Below are 22,358 nucleotides of genomic sequence, written 5' to 3'. Positions count from 1 at the left end.
GGTCAGCAGCGGGTCGGCTGACCACCGGCGCGCAGTGCCTCCAGCGCGGTCAGTGCCTCATCCAGCGAGCCAACCTTCAGCAGGGGCAGCCCGGGCTGCGGGTTACGTACGGCCTCGGCGCAGTTCGCCGCCGGCACCAGGAACGCCACCGCGCCGGCCTCCTTAGCGCCCACCAGCTTCTGGGCGATGCCGCCGATCGGCCCGACCCGGCCGGCGTCGTCGATCGTGCCGGTGCCGGCGATGACCTTCCCGCCGGTCAGGTCCTCCGGGGTCAGCTTGTCCACGATGCCGAGGGCGAACATCAGGCCGGCGCTCGGCCCGCCGATGTCCTCCAGGTCGATGTTCAGGGTGAACGGATGCGGCTGCTGCTGCTCGATCTCCACCCCGATGCGGGGTCGCCCGTCCTGCTCCCGGCTGGTGACCGCCGCCGTCGCGGCGGCGCCGTCGCGGGTGTAGCCGATCCTCAGCGCGGACCCGGCCGGCTTCGCCCTGATGAGGTCCGTGAGGCGCGTGGCCAGCGGGACCGGCTCCCCGTCCACCGAGGTCAGCACGTCGCCGGGCTTGAGTACGCCGGCCGCCGGACCGTCGGCGGCGACGGTCTTGACCACCACCTGCACCGGGAAGCCCAGCTCCCGCAGCGCCGCGGTCTCCGCGCTGGTCTGCGAGGCCCGGAAGTCCTCCGCGTTGCGCTCCTCGACCTGCTTGCGGCTCTCCCCCGGCGGGTACACCAGCTCGCGGGGCACCACCGCCTCGTCGTCGGAGAACCAGCCCTGGATCGCCGAGCGCAGCTTGACCGAGGGCTGCACCCCGACCGTGGTCAGCCGGAGCTGGCCGGCGGAGGTGGACGTCTCCCGGCCGGTGACCTGGATGACCTCCTTGCCGTTCTCCTTGCCGAGCGTGTTGACGGTCGGTCCCGGGCCGAGCACCACGTACGGGATGGGCGCGCCGAGCACGCCGATGCTGAGCAGAGCGGTGAGCAGAGCACCGAGCAGGACGGTCACGCCGCGACGTCTCATGCGGCAGAGCGTACCGACCGGGATCGGGGCCTCCGGTGGGTGAATCGCGACTTCGCCCTCAGCGCAACGCCAGCGGCAGCTACCTGGGGCGCGGCGCGCGTACCGTAGACGTCGTGCCTGATATTCCGTTCGGTTTCGCGCTCCCGGGTGGGCAACCACCAGACCCCAACGATCCCGCGCAGATGCAGCAGTTCATGTCGCAGTTGCAGCACCTGCTCTCCGCGTCGGGCAGCGGGCCGGTCAACTGGGACCTGGCCCGGCAGGTGGCCGCCAGCCAACTCGCCGCCGCGGGCGACCCGGCGGTGTCGCCCTTCGAGCGCAACGCGGTGGAGGAGGCGTTGCGGCTCGCCGACCTGTGGCTGGAGCCGGCCTCCGCCCTACCCTCGGGCATCCAGACCTCGCTGGCCTGGAACCGCAACGAGTGGATCTACAAGACGCTCGACGTCTGGCGCAAGCTCTGCGACCCGGTCGCCAGCCGGATGGTCGGCGCGATGGGCGACCTGGTGCCGCCGGAGGCGCGCGCCCAGCTCGGCCCGATGCAGTCGATGGTCGCCACCCTCGGTGGCGCGCTCTTCGGCGGCCAGCTCGGCCAGGCGCTCGGCTCGCTCGCCGCGGAGGTGCTCTCCGCCGGCGACATCGGGCTGCCGCTCGGCCCGGCCGGCACGGCCGCGCTAATCCCGGCCAACATCCGGGCGTACGGCGAGGGCCTGGAGCTGCCCGAGGACGAGGTACGCCTCTACGTCGCCCTGCGCGAGGCCGCCCACCAGCGGCTCTTCCAGCACGTGCCGTGGCTGCGCGGGCACGTGCTCAACGCCGTCGAGATGTACGCGGCCGGCATCCGGGTCAACCGGGAGGCGATCGAGGAGGCGATGGGCCGGGTCGACCCGACCGACCCGGAGTCGATGCAGGCGATCGCGCTGGAGGGCATCTTCACGCCGGAGGACAGCCCGGCACAGAAGGCCTCCCTGGCCCGGCTCGAGACCGCCCTCGCCCTGGTCGAGGGCTGGGTGTGCCACGTGGTCGACAGCGCGGCGAGCGGCCGGCTGCCCAACGTGGTGAGCCTCGGCGAGGCGTTCCGCCGCCGCCGGGCCGCCGGTGGCCCGGCCGAGCAGACCTTCGCGGCGCTGGTCGGCCTGGAGCTGCGTCCGCGCCGGCTGCGCGAGGCGGCGGCGCTCTGGGCGGCACTGACCGAGCACCGGGGCATCGCCGGCCGGGACGCCCTGTGGGGCCACCCCGACCTGCTCCCCTCCGACGACGACTTCGCCGACCCGGTGGCCTTCGCGATGTCCGAGTGGGACCTCGGTGAGTTGGAGAGCTTCGACTTCAGCGCGCCGGGCGGCCCGGAGGAGAAGGCCCCGGGCGAGCCGGAGCAGCGGCGCCCGGACGACGACCCCGAGGGCGGCGACGCCAGCCGCCCCTGACCGCGTCGACGACGAGGGCCGCCCGACCCACCGGGGTCCGGACGGCCCTCGTCGCGCGGTCGGCCCTCGTCGCGCGGTCGGCCCTCGTCGCGCGGTCGGCCCTCGTCGCGCGGTCGGCCCTCGTCGCGCGGTCGGCCCTCGTCGCGCGGTCGGGCCACGTCGCGCAGTTGGCCGGACCGGCCGTGGTCCGGAGCGGGTCAGCGCGGGTTGCTTCCGCCCCGCGGTCGGCTCAGCGGGGCTGCGCGGTGCCCGAGAGCAGGGCACGGGTGGTCTCCCAGCCCTCCACGGCCGGGTCGAGGAACGCCAGGTCGCCCGGCCCACGCAGGCGCCGCCAGGCCGGCGTCACCGCCAGGTCGCCGGGTCGCGGCGCCGCCGCGCGCACGGCCGCGGGTCGCGCGGTGTCCAGGTCCAGCGCCGGCAGCCACGCCGGTACGGGCAGCCTGGTGGCCACGCCGAGCAGCCCGGGTCCACCGCCCTCGACCGGGGCGACCGCGACCGGCCGGGTGGTGAGTGGGCGCAGCAGCTTGCCGATGGTCAGGCCCGGCACGTCGGGCGCGTCGCCGGCGATCACGGCCACCTGGTCGTAGCCGGTGTCGGTGAGAGCGGCGAAGACGGCGTTCGGGGTCGCCTCGGGGACCTCGTACACGGCCGTGTCCGGCCAGACCACCGCGTCGGCCAGCTCCCGGTCCGCCGGGGTGACGGCAACGGCCGTCTCCACCTCGTTGAGCGTGGCGAGCAGGTCGACCACGTCCTCGGCGAGCGCGGCCCGCCAGTCCACCGGATCGGTGCCGGGCGGTGCCCAGGTCACCGGTCCGAGTAACGCCACCACCACACGTCGGGCCACCCCACGACCCTAGCCGGATGCGCCAGGAGCCACGACCGACGGGCGCGCGGAGGCGGCGTCCACCCGCTCGGCGACCTGCGACATGAGCAGCCGGCTGCCGGAGTCGCGTCGAGATCTTGGCAAGAATGTGCCCCTGGAGGGGCCGTCGCGTACCAAGATCTAGCCGGCTCCGTCCGCCCGGCAGCGCAGGCGAAGCCGGCGCAGGCAGCGCGGACGAAGCCGGCGCGGGCAGCGCGGCCGGCGCGGGCAGCGCGAGCAGCAGGCGCGCGGGGTCGGGACGGCGGTGGGTGGCGGTGGTGCCGAGGGTGGTCAGTCGGTCAGCGGGGTGCCCGAGGCCGCCGCGACGCCCTCCAGGTAGCCGCGCGCCCGCTCGGACTTCGGGTAGCGCGCGACGAGCGCCCAGAACCGCGCGTTGTGACTGGGCACGATGAGGTGCGCGAGCTCGTGCAGGAGCACGTAGTCGATCACCCAGTCGGGCAGTCCCTGGACGCGGTGCGAGATGCGGATCGTGCCGTCGTCCGGGGTGCAGGACCCCCACCGGCCGTTCTGGTTGGTGACCCAGCGGACGCTCGTCGGTACGGCCTGCGCGCCGTGTTCGGCGAGGTAGAGCTTGATCAGGCGGGTGGCCCGGGCGAGCAGCTCGGCGTCGGACCGGGCGAGGCGCCCCTCCCGGGCGGCGAGCCGGGCGAGCATCCGGTCGACCCACTCGCTCTCCTCGGCCCGGGAGAACTGGTCCGGGATGAGGACGACGACCCGTTCACCGTCGCGGTACGCGGACACCGTGCGTCGCCGACGCTGGCTGCGCCGCACTTCGACGACCGGCTTCCGCGCCCCTGCCATCAGCGGGCCGCGCAGCCTCGGATTCCTGTCACGAAGGAAAGCTAATGCGTACTGACCAGGGGTCCGCAAGGGTCAACACCCCGACACCCGCCCGGAAAATGGTGATTGGTCGGCAGGAGTCCCAAAAAATCTTTTGCCGGGCCACGACGAATCGTCGCCGTCACCCTTCGTGGCGGCCGTCCGCGGGTGCGGAGGCGTCGCGCCGCTGGCCTCCGCCGGTGCGGCGGGGCGCACCCCCCACGTTAGGTGATCTCCGTGGCGGGCGCAGCTCGGGGTGCCCGCAGGGGCATTCGGCCGGGTTCGGTCGGCGTGTCCCCGCCAAACTGACTTATCCGACGTAATTCGCCATGCACACTCTCGACGTCGACTTGCTCACAGTGACGAAGCACAGCTGACATGGAACCGCCCACACCTGGGTAGGGTCCGCGGACCAGCGGTCACGAGCGTGGCCGTGGGAGAACGACCCAGCGCCGGTGCCCGAGTGGCCCGCCGCCGGGAACCCCCGCCGGGACGGTATCGGCCGGCGGACGAGACGAGGAGGGCACCGTGGCCGACCAGGCCCAGACCTACAACGGTTACTGCGTCAAGTGCAAGGAGAAGCGGGACTTCGAGGGCCGCGTCGAGGTCTCGAAGACCGGAATGAACATGGCCAAGGGCAAGTGTCCGGTCTGCGGCACAACAGTGAACCGCATCCTGGGCAAGGCGAAGGTCTGACCCGTACGGATGCACCGGAGGGGGCGGCCGTCGGCCGCCCCCTCCGGCATGACCGCACCTCGTCCGCCGGCGCACCCGGTCGCGCACTGTCGGCTCGCCGACATGGTTACCGGCGGGTTGTGGATATCCCGGGATTTCCTGTGGACAGCCCTGGACAGGGCACCGCGCACCTGTGGACAACGATCGACGGTGAGCACGGAAACGGTCACGATCGGTGTCATGCGCCGTGCCACGCTGCCCCGTCCCGTCCTGCTGCCGGGCCTCACCAGACTCTGGCGGGACCGCCACACCCTCCAACTCGGCGTCGAGCCGGGCCGCGCCGTACTGCTGGAGATCGCCGACCCCCGGGCCGCCCGCCTGCTCGACCTGCTCGACGGCACCCGTAGCGAACGGCTGGTCCTGGCGCACGCCGTCGCCGCCGAGGTGGCCCCCGACGAGGCCCGCACCCTGCTCGACGCACTGCGGGCCGCGGGCCTGGTCGTACCCGCGCACACCCTGCTGCCGAAGGACCTCGCCGGCCCGTCCCGGGCCCGGCTCACCGCCGAGGCCGGGGCGCTCGCCCTGGCCGCCGCGCGGCTGCCCGGCACGCCCGCCCAGGTGCTGCGCCGGCGGCTGGCCGCCCGCGTGGTGGTCAGCGGCACCGGCCGCCTCGGCGCCCCCGTCGCCCTCGCGCTGGCGCAGGCAGGGGTCGGGCACGTGCACCCGGACCTCAGCGGCCCGGTGCGGCCGGCGGACCTGGTCGGCACGGGCATCCCGGCCGCCGCGCTCGGCCGTCCGCTCGCCCGGGCGGTACGCGACGCCGTCGAGCGGGCCGCCCCCGGCACGGGCACGGGCCCGCTCCGGCGGGGCCGCGTCGACCTGGTCGTCCAGCTCGGTACGGACCGACCGGCCGCCCTGCTCGCGGCCGGTCACGCCCAGCGCCGCCAGCCGCACCTGCTGCTCGGCCTCCGGGAGGGCGTGCCCGTGGTCGGCCCGCTCGTCCGCCCGCCCGCCGGTCCCTGCCTGAACTGCCTCGACCTGCACCGGGCCGACCGGGACCCGGACTGGCCGGCGCTGGCCGCCCAGCTCGCCACGGGCGCGGGCGAGCAGGCGTGTGCCACCGCGACCCTCCTGGCGGCCGGGGCGTACGCGGCGGCCGAGGCGCTGGCGCAGCTCGACGGGGGCACCCCGGAGACCCTGGGCTGCGCGGTGGAGATCACCGGGGCGGGGCGGTTCCGCCGCCGGATGTGGCCGCCGCACCCCTCCTGCGGATGTTCGCGACGGCGCCGGTGACGCCCTCGGAGGCGGGGACGGGCACCCAGCCCGGCGGCAGAGCAGCCGCGGGCCCCCGGAGTCGGTAACAATGGCCGGGTGACCGACATCCCGCGCCGGGCCGTGTCCCGGACCGCCAAGCTCGCCGCTCTGCCGCTCGGCTTCGCCGGTCGGACCGTCCTCGGCATGGGTAAGCGCGTCACGGGGCTCGCCTCCGACGTGATCTCCGCGGAGATCCAGCAGCGCACCGCCGAGCAGCTCTTCAGCGTGTTGGGGCAGCTCAAGGGCGGTGCGATGAAGTTCGGGCAGGCGCTGTCGGTCTTCGAGGCCGCCCTGCCCGAGGAGATCGCCGCCCCCTACCGGCAGGCGCTGACCAAGCTCCAGGAGGCGGCGCCGCCACTGCCGGCGGCCAGCGTGCACAAGGTGCTCGCCGAGCAGCTCGGCCCGGACTGGCGGGACCGGTTCGTGGAGTTCGACGACACCCCCGCCGCCGCGGCCAGCATCGGCCAGGTGCACCGGGCGGTGTGGCGGGAGCCGGGCTACGGGCCGTCCGGCGCGCCGCAGACCCGCGACGTGGCTGTCAAGATCCAGTATCCGGGCGCCGGCGACGCCCTGCTCGCCGACCTCAAGCAGCTCTCCCGCCTCGGTGGGATGTTCCGGGCGATCCAGCCCGGGCTGGACGTCAAGCCGCTCCTGGCGGAACTGCGGGAACGGATCACCGAGGAACTCGACTACGAGCTGGAGGCCGAGTCGCAGCGCGCCTTCGCCGCCGCGTACGCGGACGACCCGGAGATCCACATCCCGGCGGTGGTCTCGGCGTCGCCCCGGGTCCTGGTCACCGAGTGGGTCGAGGGCACCCCGCTGGCGGAGATCATCCGCGAGGGCACGGAGGAGCAGCGCGACGAGGCCGGCCGGCTGATGGCCATCCTGCACCTCTCCGCGCCGCAGCGGGCCGGGCTGTTGCACGCCGATCCGCACCCGGGCAACTTCCGGCTGCTGGCGGACGGCCGGCTCGGCGTGATCGACTTCGGCGCGGTGGCCCGGATGCCGGAGGGCACGCCCGAGCCGATCGGCCGCATCGCCGCGCTGGCGCTGCGGGGCGACGCCGACGAGGTGGTGGCGGGCCTGCGCTCGGAGGGCTTCATCGGTTCCACCGAGGAGATCGACGCCGAGGCGGTGCTCGACTTCCTCCGTCCGATGCTGGAGCCCATCGCCGCCGACGAGTTCCGGTTCACCCGGGCCTGGCTGCGCACGGAGGCGACCCGGCTGGCCAGCCCCCGCTCCCCCGCGTACCAGTTGAGCCGGCAGCTCAACCTGCCGCCGTCGTACCTGCTCATCCACCGGGTGACGCTCGGCTCGATCGGCGTGCTCTGCCAACTGGAGGCGAAGGCGCCCTACCGGGGCATCCTGGAGCGCTGGCTGCCCGGCTTCGCCCCGTCGGCCGGCCAGCCCTCGGCGGGCGGCTGAGCGACGGCCGCGCAACCGGACGCGGCGCACGGCGCAAAGCAGACGCCACGGCGCGCGGCGCGACAGAGGGCACCGGGCGCGGAACGCGTCGAGGGGCGGTGGCCGGAATCCGGCCACCGCCCCTCGACTATCGGTGGGGTACTAGAGAACGCCCAGGTCGCGCGCCGCTCGGTTGCGGCTGTTCATGGCGACGGTACGGGCGGAAAGGGTTGCCTCAGTGCTCGTGGTGGTACGACCGGCCTGAGGCCGGCGCATTCGAGCCCGGGACAACGCTTCGTGAAGTAGTTGCATCTCGGCGACTCCGTCAAGAACGTTCAGCATGGTGGTCAGCTCTCTCGTCGCCGGCGTGACACCGGCGTGGGTGGGTTGGATCGGGTGCATGTCAGGCCGCCAGCCGGACCGTGGTGCGCGACTCGGACAGCCCACTGGCCGCCAGTCGTGCCTCGGCCTCGACCCGGAGCGCCGCGTCGCGGGCGAGGTCCTCCTTGCGCGGACGGCCACGGGGCCGCTTGCGCGGGACGACCGCGCCACGCTCGAAGATCTCGCCGCCCCAGACGCCCCAGGGCTCGGCCCGCTCCACCGCCCCGGCCAGGCACTCGACGCGCAGCGGGCAGTCCCCGCAGAGCGACTTGGCCAGCTCGAGCTCGGCGGGCGAGTCGGAGAACCACAGGTCGGGGTCGAACTTCCGGCAGGGCAGGTTCGCCTCCACCTCGACGCTCACGTCGAGTGGGGCCAACGCCAGACTCATCGCCCGGTCACCTCTCTCTCACTTCGATCTCGTGGATCGCATTTCCGACGTACTTGGCGGGCAAAAAACTGAGGCCGCGGATCCCGGTAGCGGGTTCCGCGGCCTCGAGGTGAGCCGGTGTCTGAAGATCAGACCGGTCTACCTCGAGGTGGAACTCCGCGGACGTCCATGTGACGCTTGACAGCATCGACGCCCTTGCCCGTGAAGCCACTGGTCCCCTGGTTTCCGTTTGGCGCGGTGGCGAGAATCAGCTCGGCCTGAGCCTCGACACGGTGCACCTGGGAAACCGACGGTCGCGCAGCGGCGAGGGCCACCCGGACAGCCGACAGCGGAGCGACGACAGCGGGCAGCGCCGCCGGACGCTCGTTGATGTAGACGATGTCCATCGGGACCACCTCCTCTGACGTTCACTCGTGCCGATACGGTCTCTACCCCTCGTGAGCAGCCCGAATGGCGCCGCTCGCGAGGTGTGTCATGAGGCTATTCCTCGCCACGGGGCGAGGGCAAACGAATTTACGGCGAGATTTCGAAAGTTTTCTCCGGGCAGACGTCGTCGACCGCCGCGCCCGCCACCAGCGCCAGCACCGCCTCCCCGTAGAGGCCGAGTTTCCGGGGCCCGATGCCGGCGATGGCGATCAGTTCCTCCGCCCGGCCGGGGCGCCGCTCCGCGAGCGCGACCAGAGTGGCGTCGGTGAAGACCACATAGGCCGGTACCCGCTGCCCACCGGCCACCCGCTGGCGCCACTCGTGCAGCCGTTCGTGCAGCTCCTCGTCGATGTCCGAGGGGCAGGTGGGGCAGCGGCCGAGCTTGCGGTCCGGCCCCGCGAGCAGGGTGGCGCCGCAGATCCGGCAGGAGACGATCTGGGTCCGGCGGCGCTCCGGCCGGCGCGCCGCCGGTGCGGCCCCGGCCCGCTCCGCTCCGCCGGAGCGGTCGAGCTGCGGCAGGAACCGCGAGGGCCGCCGGGCCCGCCCGCCCGGAGAGCGGGCCGAGGCGTACGACAGCCAGAGCCACTCCCTCGCCCGGGTGACGCCGACGTAGAGCAGCCGGCGCTCCTCCTCGACCTGTTCGACGGTCTTGGCGTACGTGGTGGGCAGGGTGCCCTCGGAGAGGCCGACCAGGAAGACCGCGTCCCACTCCAGGCCCTTGGCGGAGTGCAGCGAGGCCAGGGTCACCCCGTCGACCGTCGGCACGTGCTGGGCGGCGGCGCGGCGGGCCAACTCGTCGTTGAAGTCGGCCAGGGTGACGGGGCGCTCGACCGAGGCGGCGGGCCCGATCGGCAGCACCTGCGGGGTGGCCGCGTACTCCTCGGCGAGTTGCACCAGCGCGGCGAGCGCTTCCCACCGCTCGCGGGCGGCGCCACCGGCCGGGGCGGCGTCGGGGGCCCAGCCGACCGCGGTGAGCGCCTCCACCACGGCGGCGGGCAGCGGGGTCTCCCCGGGGATCGACCGGGTGGCGGCCCGCAGGGCGACCATCGCCTGCCGCACCTCGGCGCGCTCGAAGAACCGCTCGGCCCCCTGCACCACGTACGGCACCTGCGCCTCGGTCAGCGCCTTCTCGTACGCCTCGGACTGCGCGTTGGTCCGGAACAGCACGGCGATCTCCTTCGCCGGGGTGCCGGCGTCGACCAGGGCGCGGCAGCGGGCGGCCACCGCGTTGGCCTCGGCCGGCTCGTCGGTGAAGATCCGCAGCTCCGGTTCGGGGCCGGGCGGGCGCTGGCCGACCAGTTCCAGGCGCAGCCGGGCCTCGGCGCCCCGCGCCTGGGAGATCACCGCGTTGGCCAGCCCGACGACCTGCGGGGTGGAGCGGTAGTCGCGGACCAGCCGGACCACCGTCGCGCCCCGGTACCGGCGCGGGAAGTCGACCAGGTAGGACGAGGTGGCACCGGTGAACGAGTAGATCGTCTGGCTGGCGTCGCCGACCACGGTCAGGTCGTCCCGCCCGCCCAGCCAGGCCTGGAGCAGCCGCTGCTGGAGGGGGTTGACGTCCTGGTACTCGTCGACGACGAAGTGCCGGTACTGGGCGCGGACCTGCTCGGCGACGTCCCGGTGCTCCTCGATGCCCCAGACCGCGGCGCGCAGCATGTCCTCGAAGTCGATCACCCCGTTGGACCGCTTGAGCCGCTCGTACGCCGCGAAGACCTCGGCGACGCGGCCCGGCTCGTGCGGGGTGTCCCGCATCGCCTTCGCCGCCGCGACGACGTACTCCCCCGGTTCCACCAGCGACGACTTCGCCCACTCGATCTCGCCGGCGAGGTCCCGGGCGGCCGCCCGGTCGGTGCGCAGGCCAGCCTTGGCCGCGGCGAGGGTGACCAGCCGGACCTTGCTGTCCAGCAGCTCGGGCATGGCCCGCCCCTGGAGCAGCCGGGGCGCGAAGTAGCGCACCTGGCGCAGCGCCGCCGCGTGGAAGGTGCGGGCCTGGACGCCACCCACCCCGAGCGCGGTGAGCCGGGCGCGCATCTCGGCGGCGGCGCGGGCCGTGAAGGTCACCGCGAGCACGTGCCGGGCGGAGATCTCCCCGGAGAGCGCCCGGTGGGCGATCCGGGAGGTGACCGCGCGGGTCTTGCCGGTGCCGGCGCCGGCCAGGATGCAGACCGGGCCGGCGGGGGCGGTCACCGCCGAGCGCTGCTCGGGGTCGAGCCCGGCGAGCACGCGTTCGGATGCTGAGTGAACCACCACAGCGAGGAATTGTCTCAGCTCCGCCCGACGTTGCAGCGGTTAGCCTGGGCTTGATCGGCAAGCCGCCACGCGGACCGTTGGAGGATCTGACCATGCTGACGATGTACTCGACCCCCTGGTGCGGCTACTGCCACCGGCTGAAGTCGCAGCTCGACCGGGAGGGCATCGGCTACGAGGTGGTCGACATCGAGCAGGACGCGAAGGCCGCGGAGTTCGTGATGAGCGTCAACGGCGGCAACCAGACCGTCCCGACGCTGCGTTTCGCCGACGGCAGCGCCCTGACCAACCCCTCGATCACCCAGGTCAAGCAGCACCTGGCCACGATCGACGCCTGACCGGACGCAGCACCACCGACGAGCGGCCGCCCACCCGGGCCGGCCGCTCGTCGCGTCCTGCCCGCCTCCCCGTTCTCCGCGCCAGGGTGAGGCGTCCGGCCCGGCGCAGCGCCTGCGCCTCCGGCGGGCCGGGCCCTCAGCGCGCCGGGCCCGGTGGGGTCGTGCCGACCACCTCCTGGCTCGCGGCGGTGGCCGGGCCGCCGGCGGTGGACCCCTCGGCGGGCCGGCGGGGGGCGGGGATCCGGACGGGTAGCGGTGGGCTGAGCGTGCGGCCGTGCCAGAGGTAGCCGCCGGCGAGCAGGGTGACCACCCCGATCAGGGCGAACAGGACGCGGTAGTCCAGCACCCCGACGAGCAGCGCCCCCGCGCCGATCGAGAGCGCCTGCGGGCCGCTGACCACGGCCTCCGAGGCCGCGGCGACCCGGCCGAGCAGCCCCTGTGGCGTACGCCGCTGGATCAGCGTGTGCAGCCCGACCATCGTCAGCGGCAGCGACACCCCGGCCAGCAGGACCGCGACGAAGCCGAGCCAGAGGTTCGGGTACACCAGCGCCAGCGAGGCCGGCCCGAAGAACGCCACCCCGGCGGCGAGCGTGCCCACCTCGCCGGCGCGGCGCACCACGGCCGGGGAGAGCAGCCCGCCGACCAGCCCGCCGATGCCCTGCACGGTGACCAGCACGCCGACGAACGCGGCGTCCCGGCGCAGCCCCTGATCGACGTACGCGAAGATCAACGACTCGCTGAAGCCCATCGCCAGCGATCCCAGCCCGTAGCCGAGCAGCGCCCGGCGCAGCGCCGGCTCCCCGGCCAGGTGTCGCAGCCCGGCGCTCACCTCGGCCGGCCAGCGCAGCCCGGGCTGGGTGGGCGGCGTCTCCGTCGTGCGGATCAGGCCCACCACGACGGCCGCCGACAGGAAACCGACCATCCCGATCACGGCCAGCATCCAGCCGCCGACGGCGGCGTAGAGCCCGGCGCCGGCCAGGGGACCGATCAGCCGCAGCCCCTGGCGCACGGTCTGGAGCACACCGTTGGCGTCGGCCAGCAGTTCCACCGGCACGAGCTGGCGGATCAGGCCGCTGAGCACCGCGCTGAGGGTGATGTACGACAGGCCGTAGAGGGCGGCCACCACGTAGATGATCCACACGTCGGTCCGGTCCCGCACCACGAGGAGCGGGGTGAGCAGCACGGCCGTCACCAGGTTCGCCGCCACGAAGAACGGGCGCCGGGGGTAGCGGTCGACGATCCACCCCACCAGCGGGGCCAGGGTCATCGGGGCGATGACCGCGAAGATGGTGGCGCCGGCCAGCCCGTCCGACCCGGTCAGGTCCTTCACCCAGATGGCGAGGGCCAGCAACAGGATCGACTCGGCGGCCATGCTGGCGAGCAGGCCGCCGAAGAGCAGGCGGAAATCCGGGCGGCGCAGGACGGTGCGCATGGGGTCCCTCCGGCGGGGGTGGTGCGCGACGTGGCGCGGTCTGGGGTGGCGCGGTCGGGCCGACGGCGTCGTACCGGACGCCGCGTCCTTCCACAGTCCTCTTTTCTGCGAGACACGCCCCCACCGGGACCTCCGGCGGGAGGCGCGCCGTCCATACTGACCGTGGGGGGCGAATTTCATACAGTTACCGTCGCGTCTGCGGCGGTCCACGGGAAAAGAGGACGTCGTGCCTCCTGCCTCACCCAGCCCGATCCTGCGCCGCCGCAGGTTGGGCACCGAGCTGCGCCGGCTGCGCGAGGCCGCGGGTCTCACGGGAGACCAGGTCATCGAGCGGATCGGCTGGGCGTCCGCGTCCAAGTTGTCCCGGCTGGAGAACGGCCGCAGCCGCCCGGACCCGGACGACGTCCGGGTACTGCTGGATCTCTACGGCGCCGACGAGGCGCTGCGCCGGGAACTCCTCGGCATCACCGAGGAGGCCGGCGACATCCGCGGCTGGCTGCGCAACTACCCGGTGATGACCCAGCAGCAGCGCAGCTTCGCCGAGCTGGAGGCGGGCTGCGCGGAGATCTCGGAATACAACCCGGTCCTGGTGCCGGGCCTGCTCCAGACGCCGGACTACGCGTCGGTGCGGATCGCCTCGGCCCGGCAGGTCGACGAGGAGGCCGGCGACCCGGAGGCCGGCGAGGACATCGACACCGAGGTGCGGGCCCGGCTGGCCCGGCAGTCGCTGCTCACCCGCGCGACCGACGCGCCCCGCTACACGGCGGTGCTGGAGGAGGCGGCGCTCGGCGGCCGGACCGGGCCGCCGGAGGTGCTGCGCGCGCAGCTGGTGCAGCTCTGCGAACTGGCGATGCTGCCGAACGTCACGCTGCACGTCCTGCCGCGCGACACCCAGATCGGCGACTGGTACCTCCCGCCGACCGCGTTCTCGGTCTACCGGTTCGCGGATCCGCTCGATCCGGAGACGCTGGCCATCGAAGGGGGGTTCACCGACGTCATGTCGACCGAGGTAAACGCCCTAAATCGCTATAAAGTGGTGTTCGAGTGGCTATGCACGGCGGCGCTCTCCGAATCGGACACCCTCTCCTGGCTGATCGAGGCGACGGGGCGGCTGCCCGGCACGGCGACCGCGTCCACGGTGGCGTACGGGCCGGCAACGGCGCCGACCCAACGCCGCCGGCATTCCGGGCGCCTGACGGATCGGTGAGCACGGGGGCCCACCGTCGGGTCGTGCGGCGCCACTCGTTCCATCGGAGCAGTTCACCTCAGGAGTGGCACGATGAACGAGATCCGCAACACGCCGTCCGTACTCGCCCAGCTCGCGGACGCCCCGTGGCGTAAGAGCACGCGCAGCCAGACCTCGAACTGCGTCGAGGTCGCACCACTGAGGACCGGACCGGTCGCGGTGGCCCTGCGGGACAGCAAGGACCAGGGCGGTCCGGTGCTGCTGTTCAACCGGGCCGGCTGGCTGGGCTTCATCGCCGGCGCGAAGAACGGACAGTTCGATCTGAACTGATCCGTCGACCGTCGCGGGGCCGCCGGCAGCGTGCCGGCGGCCCCGTCGCGTCTGCGCCGCACCACCCCGCCGACCAGGCATCCGCTGATCGGATGAGCCTCCGGACCAATCGTCGCGTTTCACTTGATGAGACGACCGCGCGGCGTAACATGACGGCAGAGTGACGTGGAACTTCCACCCGTTCCCCACCCTCGCGATTCATCCGGAGACCCGCATGCGGTTCCTGATCGTTCGCACCGACATCCGCGCCGCCGCCGACGTGGACATCGCCGCCGCCTGGGCGTGCGGTGACCGACTCCGCGACGAGACCACCACGCCCGAGCCGCGCCGCCAGATCGTGCACGCCGAGGAGCGCGACGCCGCGCTGCTGCTGGCCCGGGCCCTCGCCACGGTCGGCGCGGTCCGCTCCGGGAAGCAGCGGGTCAAGGTGCTCCCGCTCGACGAGCCGGGCCGCAGGCGGCGGGCCGCACCCGACGACCGAGGCAGCTGACCCGCACCCAGACGTCCGTCGTGGTCGGACCGGCTCCCCCGCCGCGCTCCTTTGCCCCAGCCGACCACGGCGGCCCGTGTTCCCGGTCCGTGACCGTCGCGGCAACGACGGCCACGGGCCGGGACCGCACGACCCGGCCACCGGCGCGCTCGCGCGCGGCGGAGACCGGCTCAGCAGTGCCCGTCGAGCCAGCGGTGGATCAGGAAGAGCGCGATCGACGACGGCGGCGGCAGCACCAGGCGGGCCCCGCCGACCTCCACCGGCCGTCCCGCCAGGGCCGCGCCGATCTCCCTGCGGGAGAACCACCGGGCGAACGCGATCTCCGTCGGATCCACCTGCACGGGATGATCCGGATCCGCGGTGGCGAGGAAGCCGAGCATCAGGGAGCCGGGAAACGGCCACGCCTGGCTGCCCGCGTACGCGATGTCGTCGACCGGGACGCCGACCTCCTCGCGGACCTCGCGCAGCACCGCGGCCTCGGCCGACTCCCCCGGCTCGACGTAGCCGGCGAGGCAGGAGAACCGGCGCTCGCCGGCGGTGTGCGGCCAGGTGGCGTTGTTGCCGAGCAGGCACCGCCCGTCGAGGCCCGGGACGCCGTCGTGCACCAGCACGATCATCGCGGGATCGGTACGCGGCCAGATCCGCTCCCCGGCCGGGTCGACCCGGGACCAGCCGGCCTCGTCCACCTCGGTCGGGTGCCCGGTGGCCGACGAGTAGCGGTGCCGCAGGTGCCAGTTGACCAGCGCCAGCGCGGTGGTGAACAGCCCGGCGTCGCGGTCGCCGAGCAGGTGCCCGACCTCGCGCAGGTGCGCCGCCCGGGCCCCGGACACCGTCGGTAGCGGGGCGTCCACGGCGAAGACCGGCACCCCGTCCGGCTCGACGCCGAGGAACATCGGCGACGTCGGCTCGGGCAGCCCGGCCGGGTCGACAAGCACCAGCTTCGGCGGCGACGTGTCGGTACGCACCAGCGCCCGGCCGCCGTCGGCGGAGTCGAGCACCAGCACCCGGGCCCGGCTCCACGCCTGCGCCAGCCACCCGGGGTCGGTGCGCCGGTGGGCCGCCCGGTCCAGGGTGGAACGGGCCAGCGGCGGCGCGGGCTCACCGCTCACGGTCGTGCCGGCTCGGTGGTGACCGGGGCCAGCGCCGCCACCTGCGGCCCGATCCGTTCGGCGTCGCCCAGCACCACGGTGACCGCCTGCGCCGGGGCGAGGTAGCGGGCCGCCGCCTCGGCCACGTCGGCCACGGTCGCCTTCGCCAGCCGGGCGGCGTGCTCGGCCAGGAACTCCAGGCGCAGCCCGCTGCCGGCGTACGCGCTGGTCAGCGAGGCGAGCCCGGCCTGGGTGGACATCCCGAGCTGGAGGGTGCCGAGGGCGTACTGGCGGGCCTGCTCCAGCTCGTCCTCGCGGGGCGGGAGGGAGGCCAGCCGGCCGAGTTCGTACGTCGTCTCCAGCAGCGCCGGCCCGGTGACCTCGGTGGCCACGTCGACGGCGGCGACCAGCACCGACCCGGCCACCGAGTGCTCGATGAGGGAGTGCCCCCCGTACGTGTAGCCCTTGTCCTCGCGGATGTTCTCCACCCAGCGGGAGGAGAAGTAGCCACCGAAGATCAGGTTGGCCAGTTGCAGCGCGGCGTGGTCCGGATGGGTGCGGGGCACCGCCGGCAGCGCGATCCGCAGCGAGGACTGCACCGCCCCCGGGCGGTCGACCAGCAGCAGCGGCCCGGGCTCCAGCGGCGGGGCGGGCGGCAGGTCGGCGGTGTGCCCGGCGCCGGTCCACCCGGACAGTGCCTTCTCGGCGGCGTCGAGCGCCCGGTCCGGCTGCACGTCACCGACCAGCACCAGCACGGCGTCGGCGGGGTGCACCCGCTGGGCGTGCAGGGTCCGCAGCACTCCCGGCCGGACCGCCCGGACCGCCTCCGGTTCGGGCGTCTGCACCGCGTACGGGTGGGTGCCGTAGACCCGCCGGAGCAGGGCGGTGCGGGCCAGGTGCGCCGGCTGGCTCCGCGCCACGTGGATCCGGTCCACCAGCCGGTCCCGCTCCGTGGCGACGTCGTCGTTCGGGTAGGCCGCGTCGGTCAGCACCTCGGCGAGGATCTCCAGCATCCGGTCCAGCCCGGTGACCAGCCCGGCGCCGGAGAGCATCAGCCGGTCCGGGTCGATCCCGGCGGAGAGCCCGCCGCCGACCTTCTGCAACTCGGCCGCGATCTGCACGCTGGACATCGTCCCCGTGCCGGAGAGCAGGGTCTGCGCGAGCACGGCGCCCCGGGCGAGGTGGGTGCGGCCGAACGGCATCCACAGCCGCACCTCCACCAGCGGCACCGCCGGCCGGCGTACGGCGATCACGGTCAGCCCGTTGCCCAGCGTGCGCTCGGCCTGCTTCGGCAGCTTGAGCCTGCGGTTCGGGCCGAGCGGCGGCAGCGCCCGGGGCGCGGCCGGTGCGGTTGCCGTCACCTGTTACCTCCGGGGATGACCTCGATGGACGCGCGGCGCTCGGGCCGCAGGGTGGCCGCGGCGGCGCGGACCTGCTCGTCGGTGACCTCGCCGACGAGCCGGGGCAGGTCGTTGAGCAGCCCCGGTTCGCCGCGCTGCTGCTCCAGCACGGCCATCTGCAACGCCCGGCCGAGCACCGCGTCGGTGTCGCGCAGCAGGTGGGTCGCCATCCGGGCCTGGGTGCGGGCCAGTTCCCCCTCGGCCACGCCGTCGGTGGCCAGCCGGTCCAGCTCCTCGTCGACGGTGCGCAGCACCTTGTCCACGTCCCCACCGGGCGGCAGGTGCGCCTGGAGCAGCAGCGCCGTCGGGTCCCGCACGTCGAACGGGTCGCCCATGAAGCCGACGTAGCCGCCGAGGCTGGTCACCGTCCGGTCCCGCTGGACCAGCCGCTCGACCAGCCGGGACGCGTCGCCGTCGGTGAGCACCTCGGCCAGCACGACGTAGGGCAGGTAGGCGGCGAAGTCGGTGATCGGGTCGGGCACCCGCCAGGCGCCGGCCACCGCCGGCAGCGGGGCCAACTCGTCGGTGTACGAGGTGCGCCGCTCCCCGGTCAGGTCGGGCTCGGCGAAGTCGGGCCGCTCCGGCGCGGGCCGGGCCGGCACGTCGCCGAAGTGCCGCTCGATCAGCGTGGTCGCCTCGGCGACGTCGATGTCGCCGCTGACCGCCAGCACCGCGTTGCCGCTCGCGTAGTAGCGGCGGAAGAAGTCGGCGGCGTCGGGGACGGTGGCCGACTCCAGGTCGACGAAGGAGCCGTAGCCGTCGTGGGCGTTCGGGAAGGTGTCGAACATGACCGGTGGCAGGGTCAACCAGGGGAAGCCGCCGTACGGGCGGTTGAGGACGTTGACCCGGATCTCCTCCTTGACCACGTCGACCTGGTTGCGCAGGTTCTCCTCGGTCAGCCGGGGGCCGCGCATCCGGTCGGCCTCCAGGAACAGCGCCCGCTCCAGGGCGTTGCTCGGCAGGGTCTCGAAGTAGTCGGTGTAGTCCAGGTGGGTGGAGCCGTTGAAGGTGCCGCCCGCCCCCTGCACGTGCCGGAAGTGTGCCAGCTTCTCCAGGTTCTCGGAGCCCTGGAACATGAGGTGCTCGAAGAGGTGGGCGAAGCCGGTGCGCCCCTCGGGTTCGGAGCGGATGCCGACGTCGTAGACGACCGCCACCCCGATCACCGGGGCGCTGCGGTCGGGGGTCAGGACCACCCGCAGGCCGTTGTCGAGCGTGAACCGCTCTACCGGGTACTTCGTCGCTGGAATTCTCGATCTCCGCGCCGCCACGGGATCGACCCTAGCGCGTCGGCACCCCCGCCACCGGCGACCTCTCGCCTGCCGCCCCGACCGGCGCCCGGGGCGTCGCGCGTAGCCGACCGGCCGGCCGGCGGCGGCGCCGGGAACACCGGCCGCAAAGCACACCCAACCAGTAGAGATTGCCGCTTTTTCTGGGACGTCGATCCCGGCATGTGGTTGGCCCTTGACGCCAGTTCACCGCCTGCCCCAGTCTTCCTACCAACTAAGTAGGAATACTGCGGATTGGATGGACGATGAGACGGCTCCCCATGCGTCGGTGGGTCTCCCTGGCCACCCTCGCCGTCGTCGGCGTGGCGACCCTGGGCACCGCCGCCGCCTGCGGCGACGACAGCGAGGGCGCGGGCGGCGGCTCCGGCCCGACGACGCTGCGGCTCGGCTACTTCCCCAACATCACCCACGCGCCGGCGGTGGTCGGCGTGGAGAAGGGCATCTTCGCCGAGAAGCTCGGCGGCGACGTCAAGCTGGAGACGAAGACCTTCAACGCCGGCCCCGCCGCCATCGAGGCGATCTTCTCCGGCGCGCTCGACGCCACGTACATCGGCCCGAACCCGACGGTGAACGCCTTCTCGAAGTCGAAGGGCGAGGCGGTCCGGGTCATCTCCGGCGCGGCCTCCGGCGGCGTCGCGCTCGTGGTCAAGCCCGAGATCACCTCGGTGGAGCAGCTCCGGGGCAAGAAGATCGCGACCCCGCAGCTGGGCAACACCCAGGACGTGGCCATCCGCTACTGGCTCAAGGAGAAGGGCCTCACGACGACCAAGGAGGGCGGCGGCGACGTCAAGATCATTCCGCAGGAGAACGCCCAGACGGTGGAGACGTTCAACAGCGGGGCCGTCGACGGCGCCTGGGTGCCCGAGCCGTTCGTGTCCCGGCTGGTCAACGCGGGCGGCAAGGTGCTCGTCGACGAGCGGGACCTCTGGCCGGACCGGAAGTTCGTCATCACCAACCTGATCGTCAGCACCAAGTTCCTCAAGGCCCACCCGGACGTGGTCAAGAAGCTGGTCGAGGGCCAGGTGGCGGCCAACGAGTTCGTCAACACCAAGCCCGACGAGACGCACCAGGCCATCTCCGACCACATCGGAAAGATCAGCGGCAAGCCGCTCGACCTCAAGCTGATCAAGCAGGCCTGGCCGACGCTGGAGTTCACCAACGACCCGATCGCCACGTCGCTGAAGACCGGGCTCGACCACGCCGTCGCGGTCGGCCTGACCCAGCCGGTCAGCCTCGACGGCCTCTACGACCTGACCCACCTCAACGAGGTGCTCAAGGGCCAGGGCAAGCCCGAGGTCGTCCAACCATGACGTCGACCACGACGACGCCACGCAGCGCGACCGGCTCGGTCGCGCTGCACGGCGTCACCAAGGTGTACGGGCGCGGGGCGAACGCCGTCGTAGCCCTGGACGGGGTCTCCCTCGACGTCGCGCCCGGCGAGTTCGTCTGCCTGGTCGGGGCCTCCGGCTGCGGCAAGAGCACCCTGCTCAACCTGGTCGCCGGCCTCGACCGGCCCAGCGGCGGGCGGATCACCCTCGACGAGGGCGTCGACCCGGGACTGATGTTCCAGGAGCCCGCCCTCTTCCCCTGGCTCACCGTCGAGGGCAACGTCGAGGTGCCGCTGAAACTGCGCGGGCTGCCCCGGGCGGCGCGGCGGGACCGGGTCGCCGAACTGCTCGGCACGGTCCACCTGGCCGACTTCGGCGGCAAGCGCCCGCACGAGCTGTCCGGAGGCATGCGCCAGCGGGTGGCGCTGGCCCGCACCCTCGCCCTGGACACGCCGGTGCTGCTGATGGACGAGCCGTTCGGCGCGCTGGACGCGATGACCCGGGACATCCTGCACGACGAGCTGGAACGGATCTGGACCGAGCGGCGGCTCACCGTGCTCTTCGTGACACACAACGTCCGCGAGGCGGCCCGGCTCGCCGACCGGATCATCCTGCTCTCCAGCCGGCCCGGCCGGATCATCTGTTCCACCCCGGTCGACGTGCCCCGGCCACGCCGCATCGACTCCCCCGAGGTCGCCGCGATCGCCGCCGAGGTCACCGGCCGTCTGCGTACGGAGGTGGGCCGCCATGGCCGGTGACACCCTCGCCGCCGTCCCGCGTACCGACGCGGAGATCTCCGGGCTGGACGCCCTGGAACTGGCCGGTCGGGAGAAGAGCCGCACGAGGGCCAGCCGGCTCTGGGCGGCGACCTGGCCGAAGCTGGCCGCCCTCGTGCTCGCCGTCGGCGCCTGGCAGGTCGTGGTCTGGACCGGCTGGAAGCCCGAATACTCGTTGCCCGGCCCGGTGGCCGTGGGTCAGGAGCTACTCCGGCAGGTCAGCGGCGTCCAGCTCTGGGAGGGGCTGGTCACCACCCTGCGCCGGGCGGCCCTCGGCTACGTCTTCTCGGTCGCCGTCGGCCTGCTGCTCGGCCTCGCGGTGGCCCGGTCGCGGATCCTGCGGGCCGCGATCGGCTCGATGATCACCGCGTTGCAGACGATGCCGTCGATCGCCTGGTTCCCGCTGGCGATCCTGCTGTTCGAGCTGAGCGAGAAGGCAATCTTCTTCGTGGTGGTGCTCGGCGCCGCGCCGTCCATCGCCAACGGCGTGATCGCCGGGGTGGACTACGTGCCGCCGCTGCTGCTGCGCGCCGGCCGCAACCTCGGCGCACGCGGGCTGAACCTGTACCGGTACGTCATCGCGCCCGCCGCGCTGCCGGCCATCGTGGCCGGTCTCAAGCAGGGCTGGGCGTTCTCCTGGCGCAGCCTGATGGCCGGCGAGCTGATCGTGGTCGGCATCTCGCAGACCTCCCTGGGCGCGCAGCTGACCTACTCGCGGGAACTCTCCGACTCGCCCTGGCTGATCTCCACGATGATCGTGATCCTGGTGCTGGGCCTGGCGGTGGACGCCGCGTTCGGGGCGGCGGACAAGGCGATCCGGCGTCGGTGGGGCGTGTTGGACCAGGCGGGTCAGTGACGTGTACGTCTCCGCGCGCAGTGACTACGCGCTCCGGGCCATGCTCGCCGTCGCCGCAGCGGCTCCGGTCGGCGGCGGCGAACTGGTCAAGGCGGGGACGCTGGCCGAGAGCCAGGACATCCCGCTGAGCTTTCTCCAGGGCATCCTGGTCGACCTGCGCCGGGCCGGTCTGCTGGTGAGCCACCGGGGCACCGAGGGCGGGTACGCCCTGGCCCGCCCGGCGGTGGAGATCAGCGTCGGCGACGTGCTCCGCGCGATCGGCGGGTCCCTGACGACCGTCCGCGGGCTGCCGGCCGAACGGGCCGGCTACGCGGGTGTGGCGACCGGACTGCGGGACGTCTGGCTGGCCGTGCACGGCGCGATCGCCCTGGTGGTCGACCGGACCACCCTCGCCGACCTGCTGGGTGCGGAACGCTCCGCGGCCGGCGCCGGGGAGAGCCGCACCCGCTGACCGCGCACCGGCCCCTCCGGCGACAGGCAGGCGGGTTGAGCGACGGTCAGCCGACGGTGGGCACCGGCCGCTCCGTCGGGCTGCGAAGCTCGACCGGAGCGGCCGGCGCGGCCCCGTCCGGGGTGGCGTGCCACGGCGTGAACACCGCGACCACGGCGAGCAGCAGCCCGGCCAGCGCCACCGCGAGCACCAGCAACAGTTCCCGCGCCGCGCCCGAGCCGGCGTCGCCCGCCATGGTCACCCCTCCCATGCCGGGCGGTCCCGCCCGGATCTTCCCCCGCTCTCAGCTTTCACCACCCCCGGCGGCTGGTTCCGTGACGGCTTCGGCACGGACACCTTCCGCACCGACGCCAACATGATCCTCTCGACGTACCCGAAGAAGGTGCTCCAGGAGGAGGGCTCGGTCGACGCGAACGGCAACAT

General features: G+C 73.6%; 24 protein-coding genes. 12 read left to right on the top strand and 12 right to left on the bottom strand.

Going from position 1 to position 22,358, the window contains the following annotated elements; translation table 11 throughout:
* Positions 1 to 2: 2 nt before the first annotated feature.
* Complete coding sequence (locus RM555_RS18970) at positions 3 to 1,016, bottom strand: YlbL family protein (protein WP_311413016.1); 1,014 nt, start codon at positions 1,014 to 1,016, stop codon at positions 3 to 5.
* 113 nt (positions 1,017 to 1,129) lie between these two features.
* Here RM555_RS18970 and RM555_RS18965 point away from each other — a divergent pair, with 113 nt between their 5' ends.
* Positions 1,130 to 2,437: a zinc-dependent metalloprotease gene (locus RM555_RS18965; protein ID WP_165947701.1), complete on the top strand. Its 1,308-nt coding sequence runs from the start codon at positions 1,130 to 1,132 to the stop codon at positions 2,435 to 2,437.
* A 229-nt stretch (positions 2,438 to 2,666) separates the two neighbouring features.
* Here RM555_RS18965 and RM555_RS18960 read toward each other — a convergent pair whose 3' ends face one another.
* Positions 2,667 to 3,281 carry a hypothetical protein gene (locus tag RM555_RS18960; protein WP_311413015.1) on the bottom strand — a complete coding sequence of 205 codons (615 nt, stop codon included), beginning with the start codon at positions 3,279 to 3,281 and terminating at the stop codon, positions 2,667 to 2,669.
* A 309-nt stretch (positions 3,282 to 3,590) separates the two neighbouring features.
* Positions 3,591 to 4,121: a M48 metallopeptidase family protein gene (locus tag RM555_RS18955; RefSeq protein WP_132231076.1), complete on the bottom strand. Its 531-nt coding sequence runs from the start codon at positions 4,119 to 4,121 to the stop codon at positions 3,591 to 3,593.
* A 546-nt stretch (positions 4,122 to 4,667) separates the two neighbouring features.
* Between RM555_RS18955 and RM555_RS18950 the strand changes: the two genes are divergently transcribed.
* The 3 genes from RM555_RS18950 (at position 4,668) to RM555_RS18940 (ending at position 7,553) form a co-directional block, all read left to right on the top strand.
* Entirely contained in the window at positions 4,668 to 4,835 is a 168-nt protein-coding gene (locus RM555_RS18950) for a DUF5679 domain-containing protein (protein ID WP_012014940.1), read from the top strand.
* 219 nt (positions 4,836 to 5,054) lie between these two features.
* Positions 5,055 to 6,107 (top strand): TOMM precursor leader peptide-binding protein, encoded by a 1,053-nt coding sequence (locus RM555_RS18945; RefSeq protein WP_311413014.1) that lies wholly within the window; start codon positions 5,055 to 5,057, stop codon positions 6,105 to 6,107.
* A gap of 78 nt (positions 6,108 to 6,185) precedes the next feature.
* Positions 6,186 to 7,553 (top strand): ABC1 kinase family protein, encoded by a 1,368-nt coding sequence (locus tag RM555_RS18940; RefSeq protein ID WP_311413013.1) that lies wholly within the window; start codon positions 6,186 to 6,188, stop codon positions 7,551 to 7,553.
* Positions 7,554 to 7,935: 382 nt separating this feature from the next.
* Here the strand turns inward: RM555_RS18940 and RM555_RS18935 are convergent, their stop codons facing one another.
* The 3 genes from RM555_RS18935 to RM555_RS18925 all read right to left on the bottom strand — a co-directional run bounded on the left by RM555_RS18935 (position 7,936) and on the right by RM555_RS18925 (position 10,977).
* Positions 7,936 to 8,301: a WhiB family transcriptional regulator gene (locus RM555_RS18935; protein WP_088998544.1), complete on the bottom strand. Its 366-nt coding sequence runs from the start codon at positions 8,299 to 8,301 to the stop codon at positions 7,936 to 7,938.
* A 128-nt stretch (positions 8,302 to 8,429) separates the two neighbouring features.
* Positions 8,430 to 8,687: a hypothetical protein gene (locus tag RM555_RS18930; RefSeq protein WP_311413012.1), complete on the bottom strand. Its 258-nt coding sequence runs from the start codon at positions 8,685 to 8,687 to the stop codon at positions 8,430 to 8,432.
* 127 nt (positions 8,688 to 8,814) lie between these two features.
* Positions 8,815 to 10,977 carry an ATP-dependent DNA helicase UvrD2 gene (locus tag RM555_RS18925; protein ID WP_311413011.1) on the bottom strand — a complete coding sequence of 721 codons (2,163 nt, stop codon included), beginning with the start codon at positions 10,975 to 10,977 and terminating at the stop codon, positions 8,815 to 8,817.
* A gap of 92 nt (positions 10,978 to 11,069) precedes the next feature.
* On the opposite strand from RM555_RS18925, the gene RM555_RS18920 reads away from it, so the two are divergent.
* Positions 11,070 to 11,312, top strand: a complete 243-nt coding sequence (locus RM555_RS18920; RefSeq protein ID WP_311413010.1) for a mycoredoxin — start codon at positions 11,070 to 11,072, stop codon at positions 11,310 to 11,312.
* Positions 11,313 to 11,448: 136 nt separating this feature from the next.
* On the opposite strand, the gene RM555_RS18915 is transcribed toward RM555_RS18920, so the two are convergent.
* Positions 11,449 to 12,744, bottom strand: a complete 1,296-nt coding sequence (locus RM555_RS18915) for an MFS transporter (protein ID WP_311413009.1) — start codon at positions 12,742 to 12,744, stop codon at positions 11,449 to 11,451.
* A 226-nt stretch (positions 12,745 to 12,970) separates the two neighbouring features.
* On the opposite strand from RM555_RS18915, the gene RM555_RS18910 reads away from it, so the two are divergent.
* From RM555_RS18910 to RM555_RS18900, 3 genes are all read left to right on the top strand, one after another.
* Positions 12,971 to 13,951, top strand: coding sequence for a helix-turn-helix domain-containing protein (locus RM555_RS18910; RefSeq protein WP_311413008.1), 981 nt, complete (start codon positions 12,971 to 12,973; stop codon positions 13,949 to 13,951).
* Between the two features lie 72 nt (positions 13,952 to 14,023).
* Positions 14,024 to 14,260: a DUF397 domain-containing protein gene (locus RM555_RS18905; RefSeq protein WP_132231069.1), complete on the top strand. Its 237-nt coding sequence runs from the start codon at positions 14,024 to 14,026 to the stop codon at positions 14,258 to 14,260.
* Positions 14,261 to 14,474: 214 nt separating this feature from the next.
* Positions 14,475 to 14,750, top strand: a complete 276-nt coding sequence (locus RM555_RS18900; protein ID WP_311413007.1) for a hypothetical protein — start codon at positions 14,475 to 14,477, stop codon at positions 14,748 to 14,750.
* A gap of 170 nt (positions 14,751 to 14,920) precedes the next feature.
* On the opposite strand, the gene nudC is transcribed toward RM555_RS18900, so the two are convergent.
* The 3 genes from nudC to RM555_RS18885 are packed head-to-tail and all read right to left on the bottom strand — an operon-like array spanning position 14,921 to position 18,506.
* Positions 14,921 to 15,859 carry an NAD(+) diphosphatase gene (gene nudC / locus RM555_RS18895; RefSeq protein ID WP_311413006.1) on the bottom strand — a complete coding sequence of 313 codons (939 nt, stop codon included), beginning with the start codon at positions 15,857 to 15,859 and terminating at the stop codon, positions 14,921 to 14,923.
* A complete protein-coding gene (locus RM555_RS18890) occupies positions 15,856 to 17,199 on the bottom strand; it encodes a M16 family metallopeptidase (RefSeq protein ID WP_311413005.1) in 1,344 nt (447 codons plus the stop codon). Before RM555_RS18890 ends, nudC begins: the two co-directional genes overlap by 4 nt.
* Positions 17,196 to 18,506, bottom strand: a complete 1,311-nt coding sequence (locus RM555_RS18885) for a M16 family metallopeptidase (protein WP_311413004.1) — start codon at positions 18,504 to 18,506, stop codon at positions 17,196 to 17,198. The genes RM555_RS18890 and RM555_RS18885 overlap by 4 nt, the downstream gene beginning before the upstream one ends.
* 263 nt (positions 18,507 to 18,769) lie before the next feature.
* Here RM555_RS18885 and RM555_RS18880 point away from each other — a divergent pair, with 263 nt between their 5' ends.
* From RM555_RS18880 to RM555_RS18865, 4 genes are read left to right on the top strand one after another with little or no spacing between them, the layout of a single operon-like run.
* Complete coding sequence (locus tag RM555_RS18880) at positions 18,770 to 19,834, top strand: ABC transporter substrate-binding protein (protein ID WP_311413003.1); 1,065 nt, start codon at positions 18,770 to 18,772, stop codon at positions 19,832 to 19,834.
* Entirely contained in the window at positions 19,831 to 20,610 is a 780-nt protein-coding gene (locus RM555_RS18875) for an ABC transporter ATP-binding protein (protein ID WP_311413002.1), read from the top strand. Before RM555_RS18880 ends, RM555_RS18875 begins: the two co-directional genes overlap by 4 nt.
* Positions 20,600 to 21,484, top strand: a complete 885-nt coding sequence (locus tag RM555_RS18870; protein ID WP_311413001.1) for an ABC transporter permease — start codon at positions 20,600 to 20,602, stop codon at positions 21,482 to 21,484. The genes RM555_RS18875 and RM555_RS18870 overlap by 11 nt, the downstream gene beginning before the upstream one ends.
* Before the next feature lies 1 nt (position 21,485).
* Positions 21,486 to 21,935, top strand: a complete 450-nt coding sequence (locus RM555_RS18865; protein WP_311413000.1) for an RrF2 family transcriptional regulator — start codon at positions 21,486 to 21,488, stop codon at positions 21,933 to 21,935.
* A 46-nt stretch (positions 21,936 to 21,981) separates the two neighbouring features.
* Here RM555_RS18865 and RM555_RS18860 read toward each other — a convergent pair whose 3' ends face one another.
* Both RM555_RS18860 and RM555_RS18855 read right to left on the bottom strand, forming a co-directional pair.
* Positions 21,982 to 22,170, bottom strand: coding sequence for a hypothetical protein (locus RM555_RS18860; protein ID WP_132231061.1), 189 nt, complete (start codon positions 22,168 to 22,170; stop codon positions 21,982 to 21,984).
* Between the two features lie 2 nt (positions 22,171 to 22,172).
* On the bottom strand, positions 22,173 to 22,358 hold a 186-nt coding region (locus RM555_RS18855), incomplete at its 5' end, for a hypothetical protein (RefSeq protein WP_311413094.1).

Origin of the sequence: Micromonospora reichwaldensis, from assembly GCF_031845925.1 — a bacterium.
Taxonomy (GTDB): Bacteria; Actinomycetota; Actinomycetes; order Mycobacteriales; family Micromonosporaceae; genus Micromonospora; species Micromonospora reichwaldensis.
This window is presented reverse-complemented; position numbering and strand designations above follow the sequence as displayed.